Origin of the sequence: Bacillus zhangzhouensis, assembly GCF_000715205.1 — a bacterium.
Classification (GTDB): Bacteria; Bacillota; Bacilli; order Bacillales; family Bacillaceae; genus Bacillus; species Bacillus zhangzhouensis.
Genome location: NZ_JOTP01000007.1, coordinates 123,558 through 147,142 on the forward strand (window position 1 = coordinate 123,558; position 23,585 = coordinate 147,142).

General features: G+C 42.6%; 16 protein-coding genes and 1 riboswitch. Of the genes, 10 read left to right on the top strand and 6 right to left on the bottom strand.

The window, feature by feature from the left end; translation table 11 throughout:
* Positions 1–70: 70 nt before the first annotated feature.
* Both BA70_RS08450 and BA70_RS08455 read right to left on the bottom strand, forming a co-directional pair.
* Positions 71–748 (bottom strand): ABC transporter permease subunit, encoded by a 678-nt coding sequence (locus BA70_RS08450; protein WP_034320711.1) that lies wholly within the window; start codon positions 746–748, stop codon positions 71–73.
* 12 nt (positions 749–760) lie between these two features.
* Positions 761–1,633, bottom strand: coding sequence for a transporter substrate-binding domain-containing protein (locus tag BA70_RS08455; RefSeq protein WP_034320714.1), 873 nt, complete (start codon positions 1,631–1,633; stop codon positions 761–763).
* Positions 1,634–1,814: 181 nt separating this feature from the next.
* Between BA70_RS08455 and BA70_RS08460 the strand changes: the two genes are divergently transcribed.
* Positions 1,815–2,144 carry a YckD family protein gene (locus BA70_RS08460; protein ID WP_034320718.1) on the top strand — a complete coding sequence of 110 codons (330 nt, stop codon included), beginning with the start codon at positions 1,815–1,817 and terminating at the stop codon, positions 2,142–2,144.
* A 46-nt stretch (positions 2,145–2,190) separates the two neighbouring features.
* On the opposite strand, the gene BA70_RS08465 is transcribed toward BA70_RS08460, so the two are convergent.
* On the bottom strand, positions 2,191–2,958 hold the full coding sequence (locus BA70_RS08465) for an MBL fold metallo-hydrolase (protein ID WP_034320719.1): 768 nt from the start codon (positions 2,956–2,958) through the stop codon (positions 2,191–2,193).
* A 116-nt stretch (positions 2,959–3,074) separates the two neighbouring features.
* Here BA70_RS08465 and BA70_RS08470 point away from each other — a divergent pair, with 116 nt between their 5' ends.
* The gene (locus BA70_RS08470; RefSeq protein WP_034320777.1) at positions 3,075–3,491 is read left to right on the top strand and encodes an Lrp/AsnC family transcriptional regulator; all 417 of its coding nucleotides are present in this window, start codon (positions 3,075–3,077) and stop codon (positions 3,489–3,491) included.
* A gap of 27 nt (positions 3,492–3,518) precedes the next feature.
* The gene (locus BA70_RS08475; protein WP_034320722.1) at positions 3,519–4,325 is read left to right on the top strand and encodes an AAC(3) family N-acetyltransferase; all 807 of its coding nucleotides are present in this window, start codon (positions 3,519–3,521) and stop codon (positions 4,323–4,325) included.
* Between the two features lies 1 nt (position 4,326).
* Here the strand turns inward: BA70_RS08475 and BA70_RS08480 are convergent, their stop codons facing one another.
* From BA70_RS08480 to BA70_RS08490, 3 genes are all read right to left on the bottom strand, one after another.
* Positions 4,327–4,713: a competence protein ComJ gene (locus BA70_RS08480; RefSeq protein ID WP_034320724.1), complete on the bottom strand. Its 387-nt coding sequence runs from the start codon at positions 4,711–4,713 to the stop codon at positions 4,327–4,329.
* Between the two features lie 92 nt (positions 4,714–4,805).
* The gene (locus tag BA70_RS08485) at positions 4,806–6,503 is read right to left on the bottom strand and encodes a methyl-accepting chemotaxis protein (RefSeq protein ID WP_034320726.1); all 1,698 of its coding nucleotides are present in this window, start codon (positions 6,501–6,503) and stop codon (positions 4,806–4,808) included.
* Between the two features lie 127 nt (positions 6,504–6,630).
* The gene (locus BA70_RS08490) at positions 6,631–7,059 is read right to left on the bottom strand and encodes a NucA/NucB deoxyribonuclease domain-containing protein (RefSeq protein ID WP_034320729.1); all 429 of its coding nucleotides are present in this window, start codon (positions 7,057–7,059) and stop codon (positions 6,631–6,633) included.
* Positions 7,060–7,418: 359 nt separating this feature from the next.
* Here BA70_RS08490 and BA70_RS08495 point away from each other — a divergent pair, with 359 nt between their 5' ends.
* From BA70_RS08495 to BA70_RS08525, 7 genes are all read left to right on the top strand, one after another.
* Positions 7,419–9,488 (top strand): hydantoinase/oxoprolinase family protein, encoded by a 2,070-nt coding sequence (locus BA70_RS08495; protein ID WP_034320731.1) that lies wholly within the window; start codon positions 7,419–7,421, stop codon positions 9,486–9,488.
* The gene (locus BA70_RS08500) at positions 9,478–11,463 is read left to right on the top strand and encodes a hydantoinase B/oxoprolinase family protein (protein ID WP_034320735.1); all 1,986 of its coding nucleotides are present in this window, start codon (positions 9,478–9,480) and stop codon (positions 11,461–11,463) included. Before BA70_RS08495 ends, BA70_RS08500 begins: the two co-directional genes overlap by 11 nt.
* The gene (locus tag BA70_RS08505; RefSeq protein WP_034320738.1) at positions 11,460–12,542 is read left to right on the top strand and encodes an ABC transporter substrate-binding protein; all 1,083 of its coding nucleotides are present in this window, start codon (positions 11,460–11,462) and stop codon (positions 12,540–12,542) included. Before BA70_RS08500 ends, BA70_RS08505 begins: the two co-directional genes overlap by 4 nt.
* A gap of 8 nt (positions 12,543–12,550) precedes the next feature.
* Positions 12,551–13,642: an ABC transporter ATP-binding protein gene (locus BA70_RS08510; RefSeq protein WP_034320741.1), complete on the top strand. Its 1,092-nt coding sequence runs from the start codon at positions 12,551–12,553 to the stop codon at positions 13,640–13,642.
* Positions 13,642–14,511 carry an ABC transporter permease gene (locus tag BA70_RS08515; RefSeq protein ID WP_034320744.1) on the top strand — a complete coding sequence of 290 codons (870 nt, stop codon included), beginning with the start codon at positions 13,642–13,644 and terminating at the stop codon, positions 14,509–14,511. Before BA70_RS08510 ends, BA70_RS08515 begins: the two co-directional genes overlap by 1 nt.
* The gene (locus BA70_RS08520) at positions 14,504–15,307 is read left to right on the top strand and encodes an ABC transporter permease (protein WP_034320747.1); all 804 of its coding nucleotides are present in this window, start codon (positions 14,504–14,506) and stop codon (positions 15,305–15,307) included. The genes BA70_RS08515 and BA70_RS08520 overlap by 8 nt, the downstream gene beginning before the upstream one ends.
* A gap of 367 nt (positions 15,308–15,674) precedes the next feature.
* A riboswitch (cyclic di-GMP riboswitch) is annotated at positions 15,675–15,767 on the top strand.
* 147 nt (positions 15,768–15,914) lie between these two features.
* The coding region (locus tag BA70_RS08525; protein WP_034320750.1) for a non-ribosomal peptide synthetase at positions 15,915–23,585 on the top strand (7,671 nt) is incomplete at its 3' end.

Genomic DNA, 23,585 nt, shown 5'->3' on the forward strand with positions numbered 1-23,585 from the left:
AGAGAAGGTGCAGATCTTATCTACGCTGAATATAAAAAAAGAGCAGATCGATTGGATCTGCTCTTTTTTGTTACAGATATTTCGCATAGCGTTTTTCCAGATGGTCTTGCAGCAATGAGACCACACTGCAAATACCCCAGTAAATCAATGCGACCAAAATATACATGGTCATATAATCGAATTCTCGTCCGCCAACAATTTTTGCTTGCTGGAAAAGCTCTGGCACAGTAATCATTGCTGCCAGTGAGGAGGCTTTGATCAAATCGAGCATGACATTGGTCAATGGTGGCAGTGCAATGCGAACGGATTGAGGCAAAATGACCCCACGCATGGTTTGCCAATAGCTGAGACCTAGTGATTTAGCAGCTTCCACCTGACCACTAGGAACAGAGGAGAGGGCCGCTCGGTTGATTTCTGCAATATAAGCAGCACTATTGAAGGTGAACCCAATAATGGCAGCAGTGACAGCTGTAAACTCAATGCCGATATAAGGGAATCCGAAATAAAGAATAAACAAAATCACCAGAATGGGAACGCCTCGCATGAATGAGATATACAGCCGTGCAGGTAGCTGAAGAACCCATGTATTCGCCATTCTGGCAAGGGCAATAAAAAAGCCAAGAATCGTGCCAAAAAACATGCTCACAAAGGATATGAGCAGCGTCAGCCAGATGCCTTTCATGACAAACGGAAACGACGCCTTTGCCAGTGCAGGATTAAATATATATTCTAAATGAATATCTCCCACGATTGCGGCTCCTTATTTGGAAATGTCGACATCTTCGACATCAGCATCAATTTTCTTTGAGACGTCTGCATGATTAAAGAATTTCTCAGAAATCTTTTTCATGGTTCCGTCTTTTTTCATGTCGTTTATGACACGATTCAATTCTTTTTGAAGCTCTGTGTTGTCTTTCTTCATCACAAAACCTTGTTCATTCGGCATGTATTTCAAGTCAGGGTGTATCGTAATATTTAATTTAGGAAATGCAGCAAGAGCCAGTGTTTGCAAGTAATAATCATTTAAAATGACATCTGTTCGGCCGTTTGCGACATCCTTTAAGTATTGCTCGTTTGTGGCATTATCATAAATGACTTCCTTTGCACCGTACTTACGGGCGACATCCATGTAAATGGTCGTTGCAGCACCTGCTGCTTTCTTGCCTTTTAAATCTTTTAAAGTTTTAATGCCAGACAAATCATCTTTCCGTACGATAGCCGTTCCGTAGGAATATTTATAAGGAGTTGAAAATGCAAACTTATCCTTCCGGTCATCTGTGATGTCGATATCGTTTGCAGCGGCATCCACTTGACCAGAATTAATGGCGCTCAGCATCCCATCATAGCCCATTTCTTTAAATTCCACTTTCACGTCAAGGCGTTTAAAAGCTTCTTTGACGACTTCAACTTCATAGCCAGTCAACTGATCCTTGCCGTTAGATGTATCATGGTAAGACGTAGGATAAAGGGTGCCTGAAGTAGCAACCACGATTTTCCCTTTCTTTTGAATCTGATCCCACTTTGATTCTCCAGACTGAGATGAGCCTGATTGACTGCAAGCAGACATGACAAGCATGAAAGCAGACACAACAAGCATCGCCCATATAGATTTTCTATGATAAAAACGACTCATTTAAGAATCCTCCTCTATTTTTTATACAAAACAAAACATAGCACGCTTTTTCTGTTAGGACAACGTTTTCAGACGAAAAGCGAAAAAGTAAGAATATTATGTGCAATTTGACGTGTGAAAGAATGTATAAAAAAGGAAAGGGCGTACAAAATAAATTCGAATAAAGGAGGGAACAAAAGAGATGAAAAAAATAAGTGGCTTGATCTTATTAACAATGATGCTGTTATTTGGTTTTCATATGGAAACGGCCCATGGAGAAACACCACAAATGGAAAAGCGTCCAGTGACGCATCAAGTAAAATTAACGACAGAACAACAAAAACAAATCGAATTGCTGGAGCAGCAAATTCTTTCTAAACGAAAAGAAGTCATTGAGAAATACGTTCAGTATGGTGTGTTAACAAAGGAACAAGGCGCACACATCACGAAACGAATGGATGAACATTACAATCACTTAAAAAATAACGGATTTGTTCCACTACTGAAAAAACCACAGCACCATCGACCATAATGATGAAACCGGCAAAGAGGTGCCGGTTTTATCTTGTTTATCGATCCTATCTGAAGGTGAGAGTCTCACCGTCTTTAGGGACAAAAATAGCTTGATCTGCATGATGCTCTTGAATGTAAGCTTCCAATGTAGCTCTTGTTAACAAGCAATGATTCACAGCTTCAAGATGACAAGCGATTATTTGAGCATTTGGTTGAGAGCGGTGAATGTCTAAAATCTCTTCCTTGGTCATTGTAATCGGATCGCCTTCTAAAAATTGAGCAGCCCCACTATTGACCACAATGACATCTGGCTTGCATGTAGCCACAACCTCCTTCGGCTCATCACACCAAATGGTATCACCCGCAATATAAAGGGTAGGTTCATCAGGATGAGAGAAAACAAAACCGCTGACCTGTCCCATCCGTTTTGCGGTTTCTCCTGTTCCATGCTGCCCGCCTGTACGTCTAATATGAACACCGCAAATATCCATTTCATCTTCAATGCATGTGACATGCTGGAAGCCAGCTTCTTTGACTTCTTTACGATCCTTTTCCGATTGAGTATATATTGGTTGATCTTGAGCTAATGCCCTTTTCGCCTCATCGTCAAAGTGATCCACGTGTAAATGAGTGAGCAGGACAGCATCCGGCTGTAACATCTTGTCTAAATCAATGTTTACAGGCAGATCGACAATGGGGTTATTCAAATGTTGATTCGCTGTATGAGGGAACGGTGGATATGTTCCTTTTGCTCCTAAAAAGGGATCAATTAAGAAAGTTGACTGACCATAGTGAAGGTATAAAGTAGCATTGCGAATGAGTGTTATTTTCATCAAAAAGGCCTCCTTTTTTTCTGATTAAGTTTACAGTATATTAAAAGAGCTTCATGTGACAGAGGAACATGAAAGTCTTTCAGCGGAAGGACTTGATTTTTGAAAGAGGTGAGCCAATGCTAGATCAAACAGATATGGACATTTTAAAAGAACTCTCAAAGAACAGTCGATTAACCATGAAAGCACTAGGTGAAAAAGTTCATTTAACCGGTCAAGCGGTTGCAAATCGTGTGTTAAAGCTAGAAGAAGATGGTGTGATTGAAGCATATACCATTTCGATAGATTGGCGGACTCAGAAGACCATCCAAACATTTATGCAGCTCTATACCCGAAGCCTTCATCATGAACCACTGCTGTCGTTTCTTCATCAAAAGGAAGAAATCAAGAATCTATTTAAAATAAGTGGAGAGGGCTGTTATATGGCCGAAGGACATTTCTCCAGTCATGATGAGCTTGATCAGTTTTTAACGGAGCTGACAAATTACGCAAATTATAAATTGTCTATTGCGGTTAAACGTCTCATCCATCAGTAATAGAAGAGCCGCAGGAGGAAATCAATAATGCAAAAATTAATCGAAAATCAAGCTGAACCGATGACAAAGGAAAGAATCAAAGCAGACTTGGTTCAACTTGGTGTGAAAAAAGGCATGATTTTATGTGTTCACTCATCTTTATCATCTATCGGCTGGGTGAATGGAGGCGCTGTAGCCGTCATACAAGCATTAATGGAAACCCTAACAGAAGAGGGAACACTGGTTATGCCGGCACAAACGCTAGAACTTTCTGACCCCGCCGATTGGATTGATCCGCCCGTTCCCTATTCATGGTGGAAATCGATCAAAGAGACGATGCCTGCATTTGATCCGGTTTACACGACGCCAACAGCAATGGGAAAGGTAGCGGAAACGTTTTGGAAGTACCCAGGCGTGTCGAGAAGCAATCATCCTAATTTTTCATTCACAGCTTGGGGGAAAAGGAAACATGAAATTCTGAAACACCATGCGCTTTCTTATGGTTTAGGAGAAAATTCGCCTCTTGGGCGCATGTACGATCTTGATGCTCAAGTGCTGCTGATTGGTACGTCATTTGAGAGTCATACAGCTTTCCACTTAGCTGAATATAGAATCTCTCAGCAAGACCTCATGACGCGAGGTGCCCCTATTTTAGAAAATGGATGGCGGGTATGGAAAGAGTATCAGGATATCATTACTAGAGAAGAACTATTTGAACAGATTGGTCGTGATTTTTTACATTCAGGATATACCCATTATCGCGGTCAAATCGGGCTTGCCAATTCGTATTTATTACCGGTGAGAGAATCGGTAGACTTTGCGGAAAAGTGGCTTGAACAGTACGACCAGTCGTGATCTACACAGTTTGGAAATCAAAATAATAGAGATCTTGATCAGGTTGATGTGAGGTGTAGCAGGTGAGCTGATAGTCTCCTTTTGGAATGGAGAAAGACAGAACCTGTGCCATGACGCTTGTGATATGAACTTGATCGCTTGAATGTGTAAATGGCACCGTTATGACTCTATCAACGGATGCTGGCGGCTCATTTTCATTTAATGTCACGATCACAAAAGCCTGTCCATTGTTCACGCCTTCAAAAGAAACACCCTGATCTCCAGTTGCGAATCCTTGAAGAATGTCATCATCTGTCCAATCAATCACAGGGGGTGTATCGCTTCCAGCGTATACGGTGATTTGGTGATAGGAGATCGATAAGGAATGGGTTTGATTTAAGTCATTCATATAAAAAACTCCTTTATTAATGGATTTACGTGAAAAAGGGAATGTTAGGCAGCAAGACGATTGTCGCCGTCTTGCGCTACTGTTTGAGGGATCTAGATGCGAAATTGTGAGACCATTTCTTTTAAGTCTCCTGCTAAATGGGCAAGAGCTTCTGAGGAAGCTGTTACTTCTTCCATTGCAGCAAATTGTTCTTCTGTTAAACCGGCTACTTGCTGTGAATGTTCACTTGTCAGTTTAACGCCTTCTGTGATTGAGGCAAAGGATTGTTTCGCATCGTTTGTATAAGCTGCAATTTTTTGTGATGCACTTGATAAATGATTAATGCCATCTGCCATTTCTCTCATTGCCTGCTGGATATCAATAAATGATTCCTCTGTATGAGAAATGAGAACAGCCCCTTGAGCGGCTTCCTCTTTTACTCGTTTTATTGCACTCGTCGAATGAGTCATCTCTTTTTGTATTTCAGAAATGAGGTGAGAAATCATGTTTGATGATGCTTGAGATTCTTCAGCGAGCTTTCTCACTTCGTCTGCGACAACGGCAAACCCTTTACCATGTTCACCTGCTCGTGCTGCCTCTATTGCTGCATTAAGAGCAAGAAGATTCGTTTGGTTGGCGATGTCTGTAATGACTTTGGAAATATGATCAATTTCGACTGAACGTGTTTCCAGTGCTTGAATCGCTGTACCATTCTCTTCAATTGATTTTGCAATAGACGTCATTTGTGAGTTCACTTCTCCAATATTCTGTACACCTTTTTGGGCCATTTCTTGTGCGAATTGACTTCTTGCTGCCATCTGTCCCGCGTTGTTAGTGATGTTTGTCAGCTCATTGGATACTTGAATCATCGTGTGTTCGCTTGCTGTCATTTGATCCGATTGCTGTTCTGACGACTGAGCAACTTCCTGGATGGTGTGAGTGATTTTTTCTGATGCTGCACTCGTTTCTTCTGCGCTAGCTGATAGCTGCTCAGAGGAGGTGGCTACTAAATCAGACGTATTCATGACATTTAAAATGGTTTGATTTAATTTTTCCCGCATCTTATTAAAATGACCTGCCAGTTCAGAAAGTTCATCGCCTGCGTGATCTGTCACATTGATTGTCAAATTTCCTTCGCCTGCACTCTTAATAGCAGAAGCCATGTGCTTGAGGCGTGTCTGAATCCGTTTTGTGAAAATAGAAATTATGATAACAGAAACGATGAGACTTAACAGCAGGACAATGACAAATTGAATATAGAATGACTGAAGCATTTGTGAAATCATGCTTTGATTTGCACCGGTATAAAAAATACCAATCGTTTCGCCTGCTTCATCTTTGATGGGCATATACGCCGTTTGATAGTCTTTCCCGGCAACATTTGCTGTTCCGTAATAATTTTCTCCTTTATCTAAAACAGTGGCCTTTACTTCAGGTGAGACTTCTGTACCCACAGCTCGTTTCCCATTTACCATGACATTCGTGGCGACACGGGTATTTCCTTGAAAAATCGTGATTGTATCTCCAGTGTAATTGGCTAATTGATCAACCAATGTGTCATGATCATTGATTTGGGTATCGCCTTTGTATAGCTTGTCCTCTTTAATCTGCCATGAGCCAGCAACCTTTTCATTTAGGTAGGCGTATCCTAGTTTTAAATCACCTTTTGCTTTTTCGGTGGCCATTTGTTTGATGTTCTCTGTCATTTCGCGATTCACCACATAACCAACAACCGCTGAAAATACGATGAGGACACTTAAAAAGATCACCATTATTTTGGCACCAAGCCTCAGTTTTCCCTTTTTCTTCATGCTTTTTGACTCCTTTAGGTATAAGGTAGGGTATCCCTCCTTAAGGATTATCGGCATGAAAAAAATGTTTAAAATACCTGTATACAGTTACGTGAAACTTTTTTTAATGTAGAAAAGATGAAAGGGACTAATCAATGATAAATTGAATTCTTGTGCCATCAGGATCATCCGATAATTGATGACTTACCCAAGAGCCTGCTCCCCTGTTATCTGAAGGACGTACATATTTAACAGAAGCTCCTGTGCCTCCTTCTTTACACATCGCCATCGGCCATTCGTCCCGATCATATCCGCGCTTTGTTGGGATGCCACGAAGTGATCGGTCTCTCTGCTCATCGCTATTTTTACGATCAATCGTACAAATGGAGGATTGACCTTCATCAATTGCCTCTTCAATGTGCTTCGCTGTTTCTGGATAACGATCTGATGGAAAGTGAATGGTTTTATCGTAAGATGAATTCGTCGTCTCTTGTTTACTTTGCTCCAGCTGGATATAGCCTGTTGCTACACCAATGACAATCAATAAAAGCAAGAGAATGGTTTTAAGAAGTTTCATAGATGCTAGCTCTCTTTCTTATTTTGTAAACAGAAGTATAGCAGAATTACTTACCAATTTCTCCTGGTTTTGAAAAAACGTCTTTTAAAGTTCTAAAAACGCTTTTTAATCGTTTTTTCTTGTTTCATATTTGTAGAAAATCATAAAAATTTTAATTTTGCTGCTCATAAAATGATTCTGCTTATGCAAAACGGCTTTATCACTGCTTTTTGGGCTAATTTCAAGATTTTAACATACAGAAATTTTAAAAAAATAAAATTGACTAGACCGATCTGCTTTAATAATATGGAGTCAAATATCAAAAAATGTCGTAATTTATCAAAATATGATTCCATTTACATTGCGGGAGGGAAGTACAAATGGCGGATGTCTCTTATCGGCTCGGAATAGACATAGGCGGAACATTTACTGATTTATCGCTCATGAATGAAGCAACAGGGGAGCTGACCGAACTCAAAACACCCACAGTGACTGATGACCCAGCCCAGGGGATTATCAATGGGCTAAATCTTCTAAAAGAGAGAGGTGTTGATTTATCCAAAATCCAATATCTCGTACACGGAATGACAATCGGTCTTAATACATTATTGCAGCGAAAAGGAGCAGATCTAGCTCTTTTTGTGACGGAAGGTTTTCAAGATATTTTGTCACTACAACGTTTACGATTACCCATTCCTTATGACTTCAATTCTCGTTTGCCAGAACCATTGATACCACGAAAGCATGTATATCCAATCTCTGAAAGGTTGATACACGATGGTACGATAAAAAAACCTCTCCATCTGCAGCAATTAGATGATGCTGTCCAGCAGGTCATATCCAAAAAGCTAGCAGGTATTGTCATTTCTTTTTTACATAGTTATCAAAATCCAGTTCATGAATTACAAGCAAAATCCTATATCAACCATCATTACCCGCAGTTAGAAGTCCTTACTTCATCTGAATTATGGCCTCAAATGAGGGAATACGAGCGTACAGTGATGTCGGTTGTCAATTTGTACATTCAACCAAAGGTGAAACAGTATTTACAAACATTGAAAAGCCGCTTGAAAGAAGAAGGTGTACCAACTTCTCCATACATTACGCAATCAAATGGTGGGTTGATGGATGCAGAAAGTGCAGCAACCTCACCCGTTAAAACCCTTTTTTCTGGTCCGGCAGCTGGTGTCATTGGTGCAGCAAGAATCGCAGCATCTGCGAACGAATCCAATCTGATCACTTTTGATGTTGGGGGTACAAGTGCGGATATCTCGATCATTCAAAATGGGCAGCCTACAATGGCCCAATCAAATCAGCTTTCAGGTTTTCCTATCATTCTTCCATCTGTTGCGATGTATTCAATAGGAGCAGGTGGAGGTTCTGTAGCGTGGATTGATCAGGGCGGACTTTTAAAAGCAGGACCGGAATCCGTTGGCTCGCAGCCGGGTCCAGCTTCGTATGGAAAGGGAGAGAAAGCAGCTTTAACCGATGCGTTTCTCATATGCGGTTATCTCAATCAAGAACGTTTTGCCGGCGGACATTTACAATTGCAGCTGTCTGCAGCGAAAATGGCTTTTCAGCCAATTGCAGATCAGCTTCATAAAACGGTTGAACAGGCGGCTGACCAGCTGATTCAAGTAGCTGTAGCCAATATGTACACGGAATTAAGCAATGTCATGGAGCAGCAAGGGTTTGACCCGAGAGATTTTAGTTTGCTAGCGTTTGGCGGCGCAGGACCTGTTGTGGCAAATTTCCTTGCAAGAGAAATTCATGCAAAAAATGTGGTCGTTCCTCCAAGTCCTGGCACATTATGTGCGTTAGGTGCTCTCACAGCTGATTTTATTCATGATGCGGTGTTGTCTAAAAAAATATGTTTACAAGACTATACGATAGATCAATTAAAACAAGATTATGAGATGCTTTCACGTAAAGCAACTGATTGGTTCAGTCAGCAAAACATTCAACATATCAACCAGACATCTATTCTATTATTAGCGGACGCACGCTACCAAGGGCAGGCATTTGAGATTGAATTGCCATTATCAGCTGATTGGCTGAGGCAAGAACAAGACATCGATCAACTCACTGAAGCATTTCACAAACTGCATAAGCGTCAATATGGACATAGAGACGATCAGGCGAACATTGAATTTACGCATTTACGAGTTCGAGTCATAGGCGAGACGCCGCCGCTGCCTTTCTCTCCTGTTCATGAAAGCAGCGGACAGTCTTTGGAGCCACATGAATGTAGACGTATCTTTATAGAAGAAAAAGAGTACGAAGCATCTGTTTATAACCGAGATACTCTGTCAGTAGGTTCTGTCGTAAAAGGACCCGCCATTATTGAGCAGGATGATACGACAACATTGATCCTACCAAACTGGTTAGGCAGTATTGATCCATCAGGAAACTTAGTGATTTCAAGGGAGGCGGCTTTACATGAGAACTGATCCAGCAAAGCTTGAGATGATGCGCAGTTATTTTAATGCGATTGCATCAGGCATGGGGCATGTCATTGAGCGGACGTCATTTACGACCTTCGTAAAAGAATCTGCTGATTTTGCGACAGCATTAGCCACGCCTTCTGGTGATTTCTTTGTTTATCCGAAGACAGTCGGTGTGACGATCTTTCTAGGGCTGAGTCTAAAAAAAGCGATTGAAGAAAGCGGACCGATGCAGCCAGGAGATATTATCATCACAAATGACCCCTATACAACAGATGGTTTAGCGACTCATCTGCCAGATATCCATATCATTAAACCTATTTTTGTAGATGGAGAAATTGTAAGCTATGCCTGGTCTTTTGTTCATGTAAGTGATGTGGGCGGACTTGTGCCTTCGAGTATTTCACCGACTGCGACGGATGTTCATCAAGAAGGATTAAGAATACCGCCAGTGAAAATTTATGAAGGTGGAAAAGAGAATCAGGTCGTTCGTACCTTTTTAAGAGCCAACAGTCGAACCAGTCATTTAAATGATGGGGATATCAATGCGATGATTGCCGCAGTAAATACAGCGGATATTCGGTTAAAAGAAATGATCGAGAAATTTGGGAAAAACGAAGTGAAACAAGGAATGATTGACCTGCTGAAGCAAGCCGAGGATCGTGCAGGAAAGGTCATTGAAGCTATTCCTGATGGAACGAGCGAATTCGCTGATTATTTGGATGATGATATGATCTCAGACGTGCCTATCCGATTGAAAATCACGTTAACGGTCAAAGGAAATAAGCTGACGCTCGATTTTTCTGAGTGTGACCCGCAAGTAAAAACGGCCTTTAACCTTGTCACCAATGGTCAGAAGCATTCCTTCCTATATCAAGGATTGATTAATTACATCATTAGTAAAGATCCTTTTATACCGATCAATGGTGGGATTACATATCCAATCGAAGTGATTTCTCCTAAAGGAACGCTTGTACATCCAGAATATCCAGCTTCTGTCGGTATTCGGCATTCGATTACGATGAGGCTTTACAATGTCGTGTTAGGCGCCATTGGTAAACTATTACCTGAAGCAGTACCTGCAGCAGGTGCTGGTCAATCTGCCATTGTTGTTCTTTCTGTTCCTGATGATCAAACAGGAGGCAGGAAGATGTCAGTTGTCGAACCATTAGGTGGAGGCGGTGGTGCTCAAAAAGGTGCTGATGGAGTGGATGGTATTGATCATTCATCAGGCTTTTTAAAGAATACACCGATTGAGAGCTTGGAACAGCATATTGATGTTCATGTTCACCGATATGAGCTTCTGCCGAACACAGGTGGAGCGGGAGAAAATAGAGGCGGGCATGCGATCGGTTTGGAATTTGAGATGATCAAGCCTGAATCCATGGTGACAGCACGAGGAATGGAGCGGATGAAGTTTCAACCTTGGGGATTAATGGGCGGCCGAGCGGGAGCTGTTGGTGAGGTAAAGCTGATCACAGCAAATGGGGAAAAACAAGACCAGCCAAAAATAGATGTCCTGCGTCTTGAAAAAGGCGATATTGTTCAATTGGTTTCACCAAGTGGAGGAGGCTGGGGGAACCCATTTGCTAGAAAGAAAGAAAAAGTCCTTCAGGAAGTGGAAGCAGGTCTTTTAAGTGAAGAACGAGCGCTGGAACAATATGGTGTCAAAGTCTATCGAGACCAAAATGAATGGAAAATTGACGAAGAGCAGAGCAAGTGGCTTCGCGAAAAGATTGATGATGATACTGACGTCGTGTGGGATTTTGGAGAACAAAGAGCAGCTTATGAGAAAGTATGGACGGACGAAGCAAGCAGCGAACTTGCTATTCAGCTGCGTTCATACCCAGCTAATGAACGTTCGCACTATAAACATGCGGTTCATACCCATTTCAGTCATAGAAATGGACCGTTAACAAAGACAGATGTTATTCAAGCACTTCGTCAAATGAATGAACAAAAAGGGGGAAATGAATCATGAAAAGAAGATTAATCACTATTTTTGCAGGCATCCTATCAATGGTTCTATTGCTGACTGCTTGCGGTGGAAATGGACAGGATCAAAGCAAACAGCAGACTGTCATCGTTGGCGTATACGGCGGCGATTGGGAAAAGAATATTAAGCCAATCCTTGAAAAGTTTGAAAAAGATACGGGAATAAAAGTTCAAACCGTCTCTGGGGCGGATTCTGAATGGTTTACGAAATTAAAAGCATCAAATGGTAAAAACCCACCGTATGATTTGCTGATTTTACAGCCTGATACGATTCAAAGAGGCATTGCAGCAAACGTACTTAATCCTATTGACGAAGATCAAGCACCGAATGTGAAAAAACTTTATCGTTCTGTTCAAAAGAAGCTCACTGTTGACGGAAAACAATATGCAGCAGGCTTTAGTATGGGGCAGCTAGGAATTGCTTATAGAAAAGACCTTGTCAAGCAGGAGCCAAACAGCTGGACAGACCTTTGGAGCAGTCAGCTTAAAGGGAAGGTGGCTATTTCTTCTCCGACCTATTCAGCCGGCTTGCAATTTTTCTCTGCACTTGTCCACGCTCAAGGGGGAACAGAATCGAATCCTAAGGATATCGACAAAGCATTTAAAAGCCTAGCACAATTAAAAGGGCATGTAGCTGCTTTTCCCGATAACCCAGGGTCTATTCAAACCTTGTTAGAACGTGGTGACGTTGCGGCAGTTCCATATTGGGATGGCCGATCATTTGCCCTTGAAGAAGAAGGGATGGATATTGGTTTCTCATATCCGAAGGAAGGCGCTGTTGCAGCTGTTGCGAGCTGGGCTTTAACGAAAGGAAGTCAGCATGAAGAAGCTGCTTACAAACTATTAAACTATTTAAGCGGAAAAGAAGCTCAGGAGGCTTTCTCTGAAAAATCATATTATGGGATGTCGAATTCTGATGTGAAATACGGTGACAAGATTAAGGGGAAAGTGAAGGTTGGAGAGAATTATTATAGCAAGCTGACTTGGGTAGATTACGAAACAGCGACTTCGGAGCTTGGTAATTGGACAAATCGATGGAACGAAGTATTAGGCGGAGGAAAATAGGTGATCGCATGAGTGGAATCCATTTAGAACACATCAGCCAGCATTTCGGTGAGCAGATTGCTCTTGATGATGTCAGTCTTACGGTGCATGAGGGAGAGTTTTTCTCCCTTCTTGGCCCTAGTGGCTGCGGAAAATCAACGTTATTAAACATCATTGGCGGTTTTTTAGAACCGACAAAAGGAGTCGTCTATATTGGCGATCAGGATGTGACAGCTTTACCGCCTTATCAAAGAAAAACGGGTATGGTCTTTCAAAGCTATGCGCTTTTCCCTCATCTCACCGTATTTGATAATGTGGCGTACGGGTTGAAGGTTCAAAAGAAAAAGAAGGCAGAAATCAAACAAAAGGTCATGGAGAGTTTATCTCTTGTTCAATTGGAGGAATATGCGAAACGTATGCCGCACCAATTGAGCGGTGGTCAGCAGCAGCGGGTAGCCATTGCTAGGGCGCTTGCGATTCAGCCGTCTGTTCTTCTTCTTGATGAACCTCTCAGCAACCTAGATGCAAAACTAAGAAAAAATATGCAGACTGAGCTTCGAAATATTCAAAGGAATGTCGGGATTACGACCATTCTCGTGACACATGATCAGGAAGAAGCCTTAAGTCTATCTGACCGGATTGGGATTTTAGGAGAGGGAAGAATCCAGCAGATTGGGACGCCTTTAGAAGTGTATCGTCAGCCAAACAATCGATTTGTCGCTGAATTTATCGGACAGGTCAATCTATTTGAGGCAGTGTATGATGAAGCTGGTTCCACATTCACTGTTCCGCATTTAACCCAGTCAAACGGACAGCATGTTCAGCTGAAGCCTGCAGGGCATAAAAGAAAGAGAGAGAAGTATCTACTCATGCTGCGTCCTGAGAGAATCAGCATATCTTCTGTCAAAGAGGAATTTCAGCCAAACCATGTCACAGGTGTTTTAGCAGATGTCAGTTATATCGGGCACTCATTACGTTTGGTCGTGGGGCTTGATAAAGGTGAAATCATAGTACATGCATCAGATGCAGCATTTCCACAGTTGCCGGAGGTTGGAGAAACTGTCCATATCAATTGGCAGCCTGAAGATGTCGTTTTCTTAGATTCGAAGGTGCATACGTGATGCGAATCAAAAAAAAGAATCAACGATTTCATTGGTTTATGCTGCTGCCAGCCTGTTTGTTTCTTGTTGTATTTCTTCTGGCTCCACTTGTGATGATGTTCGTCCTCAGTTTTCGTGATGTTGATTCGATGATGAATACATTACAAACATACAGCTTTTCTCAATATATTCATGTGTTCACGACAGATGCATATGTGAAGGCGATCGGAAGTACAGTGTGGGTGGCCTTGCAGACAACGGTGATTTGTTTATTGATGGCATATCCCGCAGCGTACTTACTTGTCAAGGCACCTAACCGACGGCTACGGGCATTTTTCTATATCTTACTTGTATCGCCGCTTTTGACAAGTGTTGTTATTCGGACGTTTGCATGGATCGTTCTTCTCTCGCAAAATGGTCTGATTAATGGCATGTTATTAGATTTACATGTGATTGAGAAGCCGCTATCTATGCTCTGGAATATGAATGCGGTGATTATTGCTTATGTTCAGGTCATGCTGCCTTTTGCAGTGCTTCCTATCGCAACAAGCTTGACCGATATGGATCGTCATTTAAGACTGGCTTCTATGAGCCTTGGAGCTGGCCGTATTCGAACCTTTTTTCATGTGACTCTACCACTTACCATTCCAGGCATGATCACTGGAGCGATTATTGTCTTCTCACTAGCAGCAGGCAGCTATATCACCCCGCTTTTAGTCGGCGGAAGGATGCAGCCGCTATTGCCGCTGTCTATTTATCAGCAAGTCATGCAGGTCTATAACTTGCCTCTTGCTGCTGCCATGTCGTTTACTTTGTTGGTGTGTGTGCTTGTGGTGGTCAGTCTACTAAGCTATCTATTGAAGCGTTGGGAGGCGAGGATGCATGCGTAAAAAGTCAATTGGTGACCGCTTGCTTTCGATCCTGATTTGGACTGCTGGCTCATTGGTTTATCTCTTTTTAACCATACCTGTTCTTGTCATTGTTCTTTCTGCTTTTAGCCCGAATGCATTTCCTGAATTCCCACCGACATCGTTCTCCGTTCGTTGGTTTCATGAGGTGGTGTCAAATCCAGAATGGATGGAATCTCTGCGTATCAGTGTCATTCTGCTACTTATCGTGACGCCTCTTACTGTTCTTTTAGGAACAATGGCTTCGTATGCTTTAGCGAGGCTTTCCTTTAAGGGAAAAGAGGCCATCCAAGCCTTTATTCTTTCACCTCTCATGATTCCTCAGGTGGTGTTAGGGATTGCAATGCTTTATTTGTTTACAGCTATGGGCTTTACAGGTTCTTTGTGGGCGCTAGTCATTGGTCACGTCATCATTGGTTTTCCATATGTGGTTCGAACGGTAGGCGTCAGTGTCTCGAATCTTGATCCACGACTTGAGCTAGCTTCAATGAATCTTGGCGCAGGACCCATTCGTACATTCTTTCGAGTGACGCTGCCTTTGATTAAGCCAGGGATCATTGCAGGCGGAGTGTTTTCAGCTGTGACGTCATTTGGGGAAATATCGATCAGTTTGTTCGTCTCCTCTCCCCAAACCATTACGATTCCAGTGAGGACGTTTAATTACATTGAGCAAACCTTTGATCCAAGTGTCAATGCGATATCTGTCATATTTATTATCATTTCTATCATTGCGTTGCTCATTATTGAGAAAACGATTGGTCTGTCTAAGGTGATGTAAATATAATGAAGAAACAAGGAGCTGTCATTTGAAATGGCAGCTCTTTTTGTATTGTTTTTATGGTAAAAATTTTCGGAGTTTCAGGGAATATAGTTCTTAAGATTTAAGAAATTGCGAGAAACGAAAGGAGACCTCTCTCCTACATTTTCGGTTATATTTGCAAAATTTAAGGGAAAACATGAAATTTTTGCGGTATTTAGTCGATTATTTTCGGTGATACGCAACTATTATTAGTTATTTTCGGTAAATATCGTAAATTATGATGTGATCCCTTCGGCATAACGCATGAATCTTTACACCCATTTTTCGGTGAAAAAAACAATAATTTCATATAAAGTGGACGTAAATAGAAAATATCTAAAAGAAAAGAAGAAAAAGGCAAATCTATGGAAACATAGAGACGCAAAGCCATGTCCTAAGGTAAAAGTTGTTTTTTTGCTAAGGTCGGCAGGCTACCGAATCAAAATGGGAGTCTCTCCGTTTTATTCGGGGTGGGCTCCTTTTCCGTTATTCCGTCTATTTTAATGAAATAGACTTGGTTCTTTTGATATAGAGGGTGCAAGGTTTCATGTTGGTGGAGAAAACATAGAAGAGGCGGAGGATAAGAATGAATACAGTTTATTACCCCTTAACACATGCGCAAAAGAGAGTATTCTACACGGAAAGATTTTATCCAGGTACAAGTATTTCTAATTTGGGTGGATTCGCCAGATTGAGATCGGTATCAGGTCTGAATCCCTCTTTGGTCGTTGACGTTCTTCAAGAGTACATTCGCCAAACTGACTCTCTTCGTTTGAGGCTTGTGTATCGAAATGAACAGGGGGAGCCTGTTCAATATATCAAACCATATGAGAAGCAGCCGATTCGCCTGGTGAAAGGCTGGAGTGAAGAGGATGTGAGGGCTTGGGCGAACGAGCAAATTCGTGAGCCGATGCCGTTGATTGACAGCCCCTTGATTGAATTTACGGTCTTTCAAATCAGTGATCAAGAGTGCTGGCTGTTCTGTAAAGCGCATCATATTGTGGCAGATGGTATTTCTATTATCTTGATGGGAAATCGCATCATCGACTTATACCATGACATGCTGCACGGGGGAGACATCTCGCCAGTTGAGGAGATTTCCTTCGTTGATCACATGATGAATGAGCAAGCCTATGAATCTTCTAAACGTTTTCAAAAAGACCAAGCTTTTTGGAACGGGCAATTTGATCATATTCCAGATTTCGCTTCTTTAAAACCGCATAAGGGATACGAGATAGGTTTACATGCGGAGCGATTTTCAGGGGATATTCCAGATTCTTTGAAGGAGAAGCTTCGTGTCTTTTGTGAAGAACAGAAAGTCAGTATGCTTTCTATGTTTATGTCCACTGTTTATATATATTTACATCGATTTAGCGGCATGGAGGACGTGGTCCTTGGAACCTTTATGGGCAACCGGACGAATGCCAAAGAAAAAAAGATGATTGGTATGTTTGTCTCCACGATCCCAATGCGCGCATCTGTTCATGGGTCACAAACCTTTCTTGATTTTGTGAAACAGGTCATGGCGGATCAAATGAAGATATTGCGTCACCAAAAGTATCCTTACAATCTGCTTATGAATGATTTGCGAGAAAGAGAAGGGTTTACAGGGCGCCTTTTTGATATTTCTTTAGAATATCAGGTCATGCAGTGGCAGAAAAAAGAGAATCTGTCTTTCATTACTGAACCGATTTTTAGTGGGAGCGGAATGAATGATATTTCAATTCATGTGAAAGACCGCTGGGATACAGATACATTGACCATTGATTTGGATTACCGTACAGATTTATTCAGTGAAAAAGATATGAGTAAGATGTTTGATCGGTTCACGATCTTGCTGGAAGCGGCGGTTTCTCAGCCTGATCAGCTGATCGGGACATTGCCTTTACTTTCAGCAGGTGAGCAAAAGGAGCTGCTGCAATTATCTGAGGGAGAATCGTTTGAACTACCAGCAGCGAAACCGGTTCATCAGTTATTTGATGAATCGGCAAACAAGTATGCAGAGCGGGTTGCCGTTGTAGCGGAAAATGGAACATTTACTTATGGTGAGCTGTCTCAAAAGGCAGAAAAGCTTGCACGATTTTTACAAATGAAAGGTATTTCGCGTGATGTACCTGTTGCTGTTTTAATGGATCGAACGGTAGATGCCATGGTGGCGATCTTCGGCATATTAAAGGCTGGCGGGGCGTATGTACCGATTGATCCGGCATTACCTGAGGAGCGTATTCAATTTATTGTGGAGGATTCAGGTGCTTCCATTGTGTTAACAGAGGAATTGTTAGCTCAGCAGTACCCAGTCCTCTCGGAGAAAATGATCGTGCAGCAGCATATTTTATTAGATGATGGCTTGCTGCCTGAGCTCGTAGATCAGATAGCACCCGAGGATTTGGCTTATATGATTTATACATCGGGTACGACGGGAAAGCCGAAGGGCGTCATGATCGAGCATCTTCAGCTGCATCATTTGGTCCATGCTTTGCATCATGAAATGTATCAGGGTGCTAGTGAGCTTCAAATGGCGCTTCTTGCACCATTCCATTTTGATGCATCGGTGAAACAAATCTTTGCAGCCCTTTTATTTGGGCATACGCTTCATATTGTCCCAAGAGAAACGACGAGAAATGGTGTGCAGTTAGCGGCTTATTATCAAAAACATCAAATTGAAGCAGTGGATGGAACACCGGCACATGTGCAGCTTTTACTTGCAGCGGATTTGAGTGGGCTGTCATTGACTCACATGTTGATTGGAGGAGAAGCATTGCCTGCGAAAGCGGCGCAGTCTCTGATCGAAGCTGTTCGTATGAGTCAGCCTGACTTTGCTCTATGGAATGTGTATGGTCCGACAGAGACGTGTGTGGATGCGGCGGTTCATCGCCTAGATCTCAATGAACTGCGGGAACTATCCGAACAGCGTTATGTCTCAATTGGAAAGCCACTTGGTCATCACCGTATTTATATTTTAAATGAACATAATCAATTACAGGTGAAGGGGGCTGCTGGAGAGCTATGCATTGCGGGGATAGGTGTTGGACGAGGCTATGTGAATCAACCTGAATTGACGGAGCAGGTATTTACAGCAGACCCGTTTTCTCCACATGATCGAATGTATCGAACAGGGGATTTAGTCAGATGGCTTCCAGATGGCACGATTGATTATCTTGGCAGAATGGATGATCAAGTGAAAATAAGGGGTTACCGCATAGAAACAGGCGAAATTGAAGCGGTGATGGAGCAGGTAGAGGGAGTCGATCAGGCTGTCGTACTTGTGGTTGATGAGGCGGATGGTGAAAAGGCGTTAAGCGCTTATTACCAGGTCCATCAAGAAGGTGTGTCAGTGGACACACTGCAAGCTGCTATCAAACAGCAGCTTCCTGCTTACATGATGCCTCTCTATTTTAAAGAACTCGATGTATTTCCACTCACAGTAAGCGGAAAAGTCGACCGGCGTGCACTCGCCGCATTAAAAGGGGACAAGGCTGGCAGTGCTGTTTATGTAGCGCCTAGAAACGATGTGGAGACGAAGCTTGTTCGCTTGTGGGAAGAAGTTCTTGATCAAGAGAAGATCGGTGTATATGATTCATTCTTCGATCAAGGCGGGCATTCGCTCAAAGCGATGACAGTACTCACACATATTCAGCGAGCTTTTCAAGTAGAGGTGCCGTTGTCTGTTTTATTTGAACAGCAAACGATTGCCGCATTGGCTGCCTATATTGAGCAAGCGGAAAAATCTGCTCAAATGGTCATACCGAAAGCACCGATTGCAGCCGATTATCCATTGTCACCTCCACAGCAGCGCGTCTATATGGTGAGTCAATTGGAGCAGAGCAACGCATATCATATGCCAGCTGTTGTGAGGTTAAAAGGAACACTGCAACGAGAAAAGCTGACTGAAGCCTTTGAAAGACTGATCACACGTCATGATATGCTGCGCACTTCTTTTCATACAATCAAAGGTGTCCCTCGTCAGCGGATAGCTCCATCAGTGCCATTTCAAATGGAGCAACTGACAGGCGGCACGATGGAAGAGAACATGCAGCAATTTGTTAGACCTTTTGATCTTGAGTGTGCACCACTTCTTCGTATTGGCTTGCAGTCAATACACGATCAGGAGCATCTGCTCTTTTTCGATATGCATCACCTGATTTCGGATGGTCTTTCGATCGATTTGCTGCTGCGTGAGCTGTCAGATGCTTATGAGGGATCGGTGAAAGCGCCACTTAAGCTTCAATATCAAGATTATGCTGTTTGGCAAGAACACCAAGGTTTTCAAAAAGAAGAGGCATTCTGGCTGCAAGAATTTTCGGGAGATATTCCTGCTTTACAGCTGCTAACAGATGATCAGCGTCCAGCTGTTCAATCCTTCGCAGGGGATCGTGTGATCAAAGAAATAGATGAAGCGTTAAAAGATCAATTACATGAGCTTGCAGCGAATCATCACACGACACTGTATACGGTTCTGCTTTCTGCTTACTATACATTGCTTGCGAAATACACAGGTCAAAAGGAATTTGTGGTCGGGACACCAACAGCAGGACGTGTGCATGCAGATCTGAATGACATGATCGGCATGTTTGTCCAGACGCTTGCTTTGCGGTCAGAGGTTGATCCGAACAGAACAATGGCGGAGTTGATTGAGCAGGTAAAGGAAAAGACGATGCGGGCATTTGAGCATCAGCAATATCCATTTGAGAGGTTGCTTGAAAAGCTGAATGTGCAAAGAGATTTTAGCCGCCATCCGTTGTTCGATACCGTCTTTACGCTGACGCCGGATCATTCAACAGCCCAGTATATTGGAGAGATGCAAGTCGAAGTCGAAGAAACCAATTTCCACATTGCTAAATTTGATTTAACACTGCAAGCGATGGAGTCGGGTCATGGTTTATCCTTCGTTCTTGATTACAGTACGGCATTATTTAAACGTAGTACAGCAGAGCAGATGCTCAAGCATTATGTTTATCTTCTGGAACAGATGGTCAAAACGCCGGAGGAAGCTATTCATTCCTATCGTTTACTGTCTGAACAAGAGGCGGAAGCTCAATTGAATATGTGGAACCCATTACCTACGCCTTATCCGGCGGATGAAACTATTGTGACGCAATTTGAAGCACAGGTGCAGCAATACGGTCAAAAGTCTGCATTGCAATGTAAAGATGTGGTTCTTTCTTATCAAGAACTGAATGACCGAGTGAACCAGCTGGCTCATTATTTGCGTGAAAATGGTTTTGAAAAAGGAATGAAAGCGGCCTTATTCTTTGAACGATCCAATGAGATGGTGTTGTCTGTTCTGGCTGTACTAAAGGCGGGCGGTGTCTATGTACCAATCGATCCCGATTTCCCTGATGAGCGCGTAAAGCACTTTTTGACAGATAGCGATGCACAATTTTTACTGACACATTATGTGCTGCGTCATCGCTCGGTGCTCACTGCTTTTGAGGGAACAATCATAGAAACAGAAGATCAGACTATTGATCAGCAATCAGCTAGCAATATAGATGCACGTATTTCACCTGAGGACTTGGCGAATTTGACCTATACATCTGGTACAACTGGCAAGCCTAAAGGAAATATGGTGACACACCGGAACATTTTGAGAACGGTGAAGCAATCGAATTATCTCACCATTTATCATGAAGACACGGTGATGAGCCTCTCAAACTATGTATTTGATGCCTTTATGTTTGATGTGTTTGGTTCTTTATTAAACGGAGCAAAGCTTATTGTTCTGCCCAAAGACACCATTTTAAACATGAATAAGCTTTCTGGAGCGATCGAGAAAGAAAAAGTGAGCATTTTAATGATCACGACAGCTCTTTTTCACTTACTCATTGATATGAAAAAAGACAGCCTGAAGAATGTAAGAAAAGTTCTGTTTGGCGGAGAGCGAGCTTCTGTACCTCATGTCGTGTCAGCGCTTGAAACGGTTGGGGAGGACAAGCTTGTTCATATGTATGGACCGTCTGAAAGCACGATTTTCACCACGTATTATCCTGTGGATTACATCGATGATCAGGCGTTATCCATTCCAATCGGAAAGCCAGTGAGCCAAACAGCCATTTATATTGTTGATGAATTTGGTCATGTGCAGCCGCCGGGTGTTGCAGGAGAGCTGTGTGTTGCTGGTGATGGACTGGTGAAAGGATATTATGGGCAGCCAGAACTCACAAGCGAAAAGTTTGTAGAGAATCATTTCCGCCCTGGTGAGAACATGTATAAAACGGGTGATCTTGCACGTTGGCTGTCAAATGGAGATATTGAATTCATTGGACGGATCGATCATCAAGTCAAGATTCGAGGACAGCGAATTGAACTTGGAGAAATTGAACATCAGCTGCTGCGACATCCGCAACTGAAGGAAGCCGTCGTAATTGCAGCATCGAATGATACATTATGTGCGTATTTCACAGCAGAAGGTTCTGTCTCATTAGCTGATTTACGTGATCAAGTAGGACGTGAATTACCTGTATATATGATGCCAGCATTCTTCATGCAATTAGACGAGCTTCCGCTGACGGGTAACGGCAAGGTAGATAGACGGGCTTTACCGGTGCCTGATCTAAGTGAGCAGGCAGCAAATGAATACGTCCTTCCTCAATCGGAGACAGAGCGTACGTTGGCACACATTTGGGAGGAAGTACTTGAAGTGCCGCGAATCGGCAGGCACGATCATTTCTTTGAGTGCGGGGGCCATTCGTTGCGCGGCATGAAAATGCTGAACAGGCTGTACGAAGAGATGCAGGTGGAGCTCACCTTGAAGTCTTTATTTGAATCCCCAACATTAGAGGCATTTGCTCTTGCGGTTGATCAAGCGGATCTAACGGAGATCCAGCGAGTGGAGAAAGCGGAAGAGGCAGCCTATTATCCAGTGACGTCTGCTCAGAAAAGACTGTACGTTCTGGAGAAAATGACTAATGCTGAGCAAAGCTATCATATGCCAGCTGTCTTAAAGCTTGAAGGCGTATTTGATGAAAAACGATTTGAAAAAGCCATTGAACAGCTTGTTCATCGTCATGAGGCTTTCCGAACGAGCTTTGATTTTGTTCAGGATGAACCTGTTCAGCGAATTGAAGAAAATGTCTTTTTGGATATTGAAAGAATCGAAGGGAACGGTCGAGATATTCAAGAATTGATGAATGATTTTATCCGTCCGTTTGATTTAGGAAGAGCACCTCTACTCAGAGTGGGTCTTGTGTCTGTTTCCGTAAATGTACACTATTTACTGATTGATATGCACCACATCATTTCAGATGGTGCGTCTGTCGGTATTTTAATTGATGAGCTTTCGATCTTGTATCGAGGAGACAAACTAGAGGACTTACCTGTTCAATACAAGGATTATGCGGTTTGGTCAAAAAGTGAGGAATCCGTTGCACAAAAGGATGCTGAAGAGGCATTTTGGCTGGAGCAATTACACGGAGAACTGCCTGTACTGGCATTGCCTGAAGACCTGCCAAGGCCAAAAGTGCAGACATTCGCAGGAGGTCGCATCGCATTCACGATCGATGGTCCGCTTAAAGCACAATTGGATGAGTTGGTCAGGTCACTCAACAGTACGACTTATACGGTCCTGCTAGCTTGCTACAGTACCCTTTTAAGCAAGCTTTCGAGACAAGAAGATATCATGATCGGTTCTCCGATTGTGGGCAGAACCCATCCTGATATTCAATCTGTGATCGGCATGTTTGTGAATACGCTGGCACTTAGAACGAAGCCAGCAGGACATCAGACATTTGCTGAATTTGCGATAAATGTTCATCAGCTCGTGTTAGAGGCAAACGAACATCAACTGTATCCATTTGAAGAATTGGTGGACCAAGTGCAAACGGTTCGAGACACAAGCCGTCATCCAATCTTTGATGTGGTGTTCTCAATGGAAAATGCGGATATCCGTGACTTGTCGATGGCTGGACTTCATATTGTTCCGCAACCATTTGAAGAGAATATCGCTAAATTTGATTTGACCTTAACTGGAAACGAATCTGCTGATCAGATTGAGCTTGTGTTTGATTTTAATTCTTCTATCTTTCATCAGTCGTCAATTGAGAAGTGGAAGGAGTATTTCCTTTATCTGATTGAACAAATGGTGTCAGCGCCAGATCAATCGTTAGATCAAATGCAATTATTATCACCGCAAGAGCAGCGAGAATTGCTCGGCGAATGGTCAGGGCCTGTCCTCGACGTGCCATCAGATCAAACCGTTCATGCCCTGATTGAGGCACAGGCACATGGAGCACCTCATCAAAAAGCGGCGACCTTCTGC

Coding starts and splice junctions, on each gene's coding strand:
- BA70_RS08510 (WP_034320741.1), top strand. CDS start 12,551: ATGAGTGGAATCCATTTAGAACACATCAGCCAGCATTTCGGTGAGCAG.
- BA70_RS08465 (WP_034320719.1), bottom strand. CDS start 2,958: ATGAAAATAACACTCATTCGCAATGCTACTTTATACCTTCACTATGGT.
- BA70_RS08500 (WP_034320735.1), top strand. CDS start 9,478: ATGAGAACTGATCCAGCAAAGCTTGAGATGATGCGCAGTTATTTTAAT.
- BA70_RS08505 (WP_034320738.1), top strand. CDS start 11,460: ATGAAAAGAAGATTAATCACTATTTTTGCAGGCATCCTATCAATGGTT.
- BA70_RS08490 (WP_034320729.1), bottom strand. CDS start 7,059: ATGAAACTTCTTAAAACCATTCTCTTGCTTTTATTGATTGTCATTGGT.
- BA70_RS08460 (WP_034320718.1), top strand. CDS start 1,815: ATGAAAAAAATAAGTGGCTTGATCTTATTAACAATGATGCTGTTATTT.
- BA70_RS08470 (WP_034320777.1), top strand. CDS start 3,075: ATGCTAGATCAAACAGATATGGACATTTTAAAAGAACTCTCAAAGAAC.
- BA70_RS08515 (WP_034320744.1), top strand. CDS start 13,642: ATGCGAATCAAAAAAAAGAATCAACGATTTCATTGGTTTATGCTGCTG.
- BA70_RS08480 (WP_034320724.1), bottom strand. CDS start 4,713: ATGAATGACTTAAATCAAACCCATTCCTTATCGATCTCCTATCACCAA.
- BA70_RS08455 (WP_034320714.1), bottom strand. CDS start 1,633: ATGAGTCGTTTTTATCATAGAAAATCTATATGGGCGATGCTTGTTGTG.
- BA70_RS08520 (WP_034320747.1), top strand. CDS start 14,504: ATGCGTAAAAAGTCAATTGGTGACCGCTTGCTTTCGATCCTGATTTGG.
- BA70_RS08475 (WP_034320722.1), top strand. CDS start 3,519: ATGCAAAAATTAATCGAAAATCAAGCTGAACCGATGACAAAGGAAAGA.
- BA70_RS08495 (WP_034320731.1), top strand. CDS start 7,419: ATGGCGGATGTCTCTTATCGGCTCGGAATAGACATAGGCGGAACATTT.
- BA70_RS08485 (WP_034320726.1), bottom strand. CDS start 6,503: ATGAAGAAAAAGGGAAAACTGAGGCTTGGTGCCAAAATAATGGTGATC.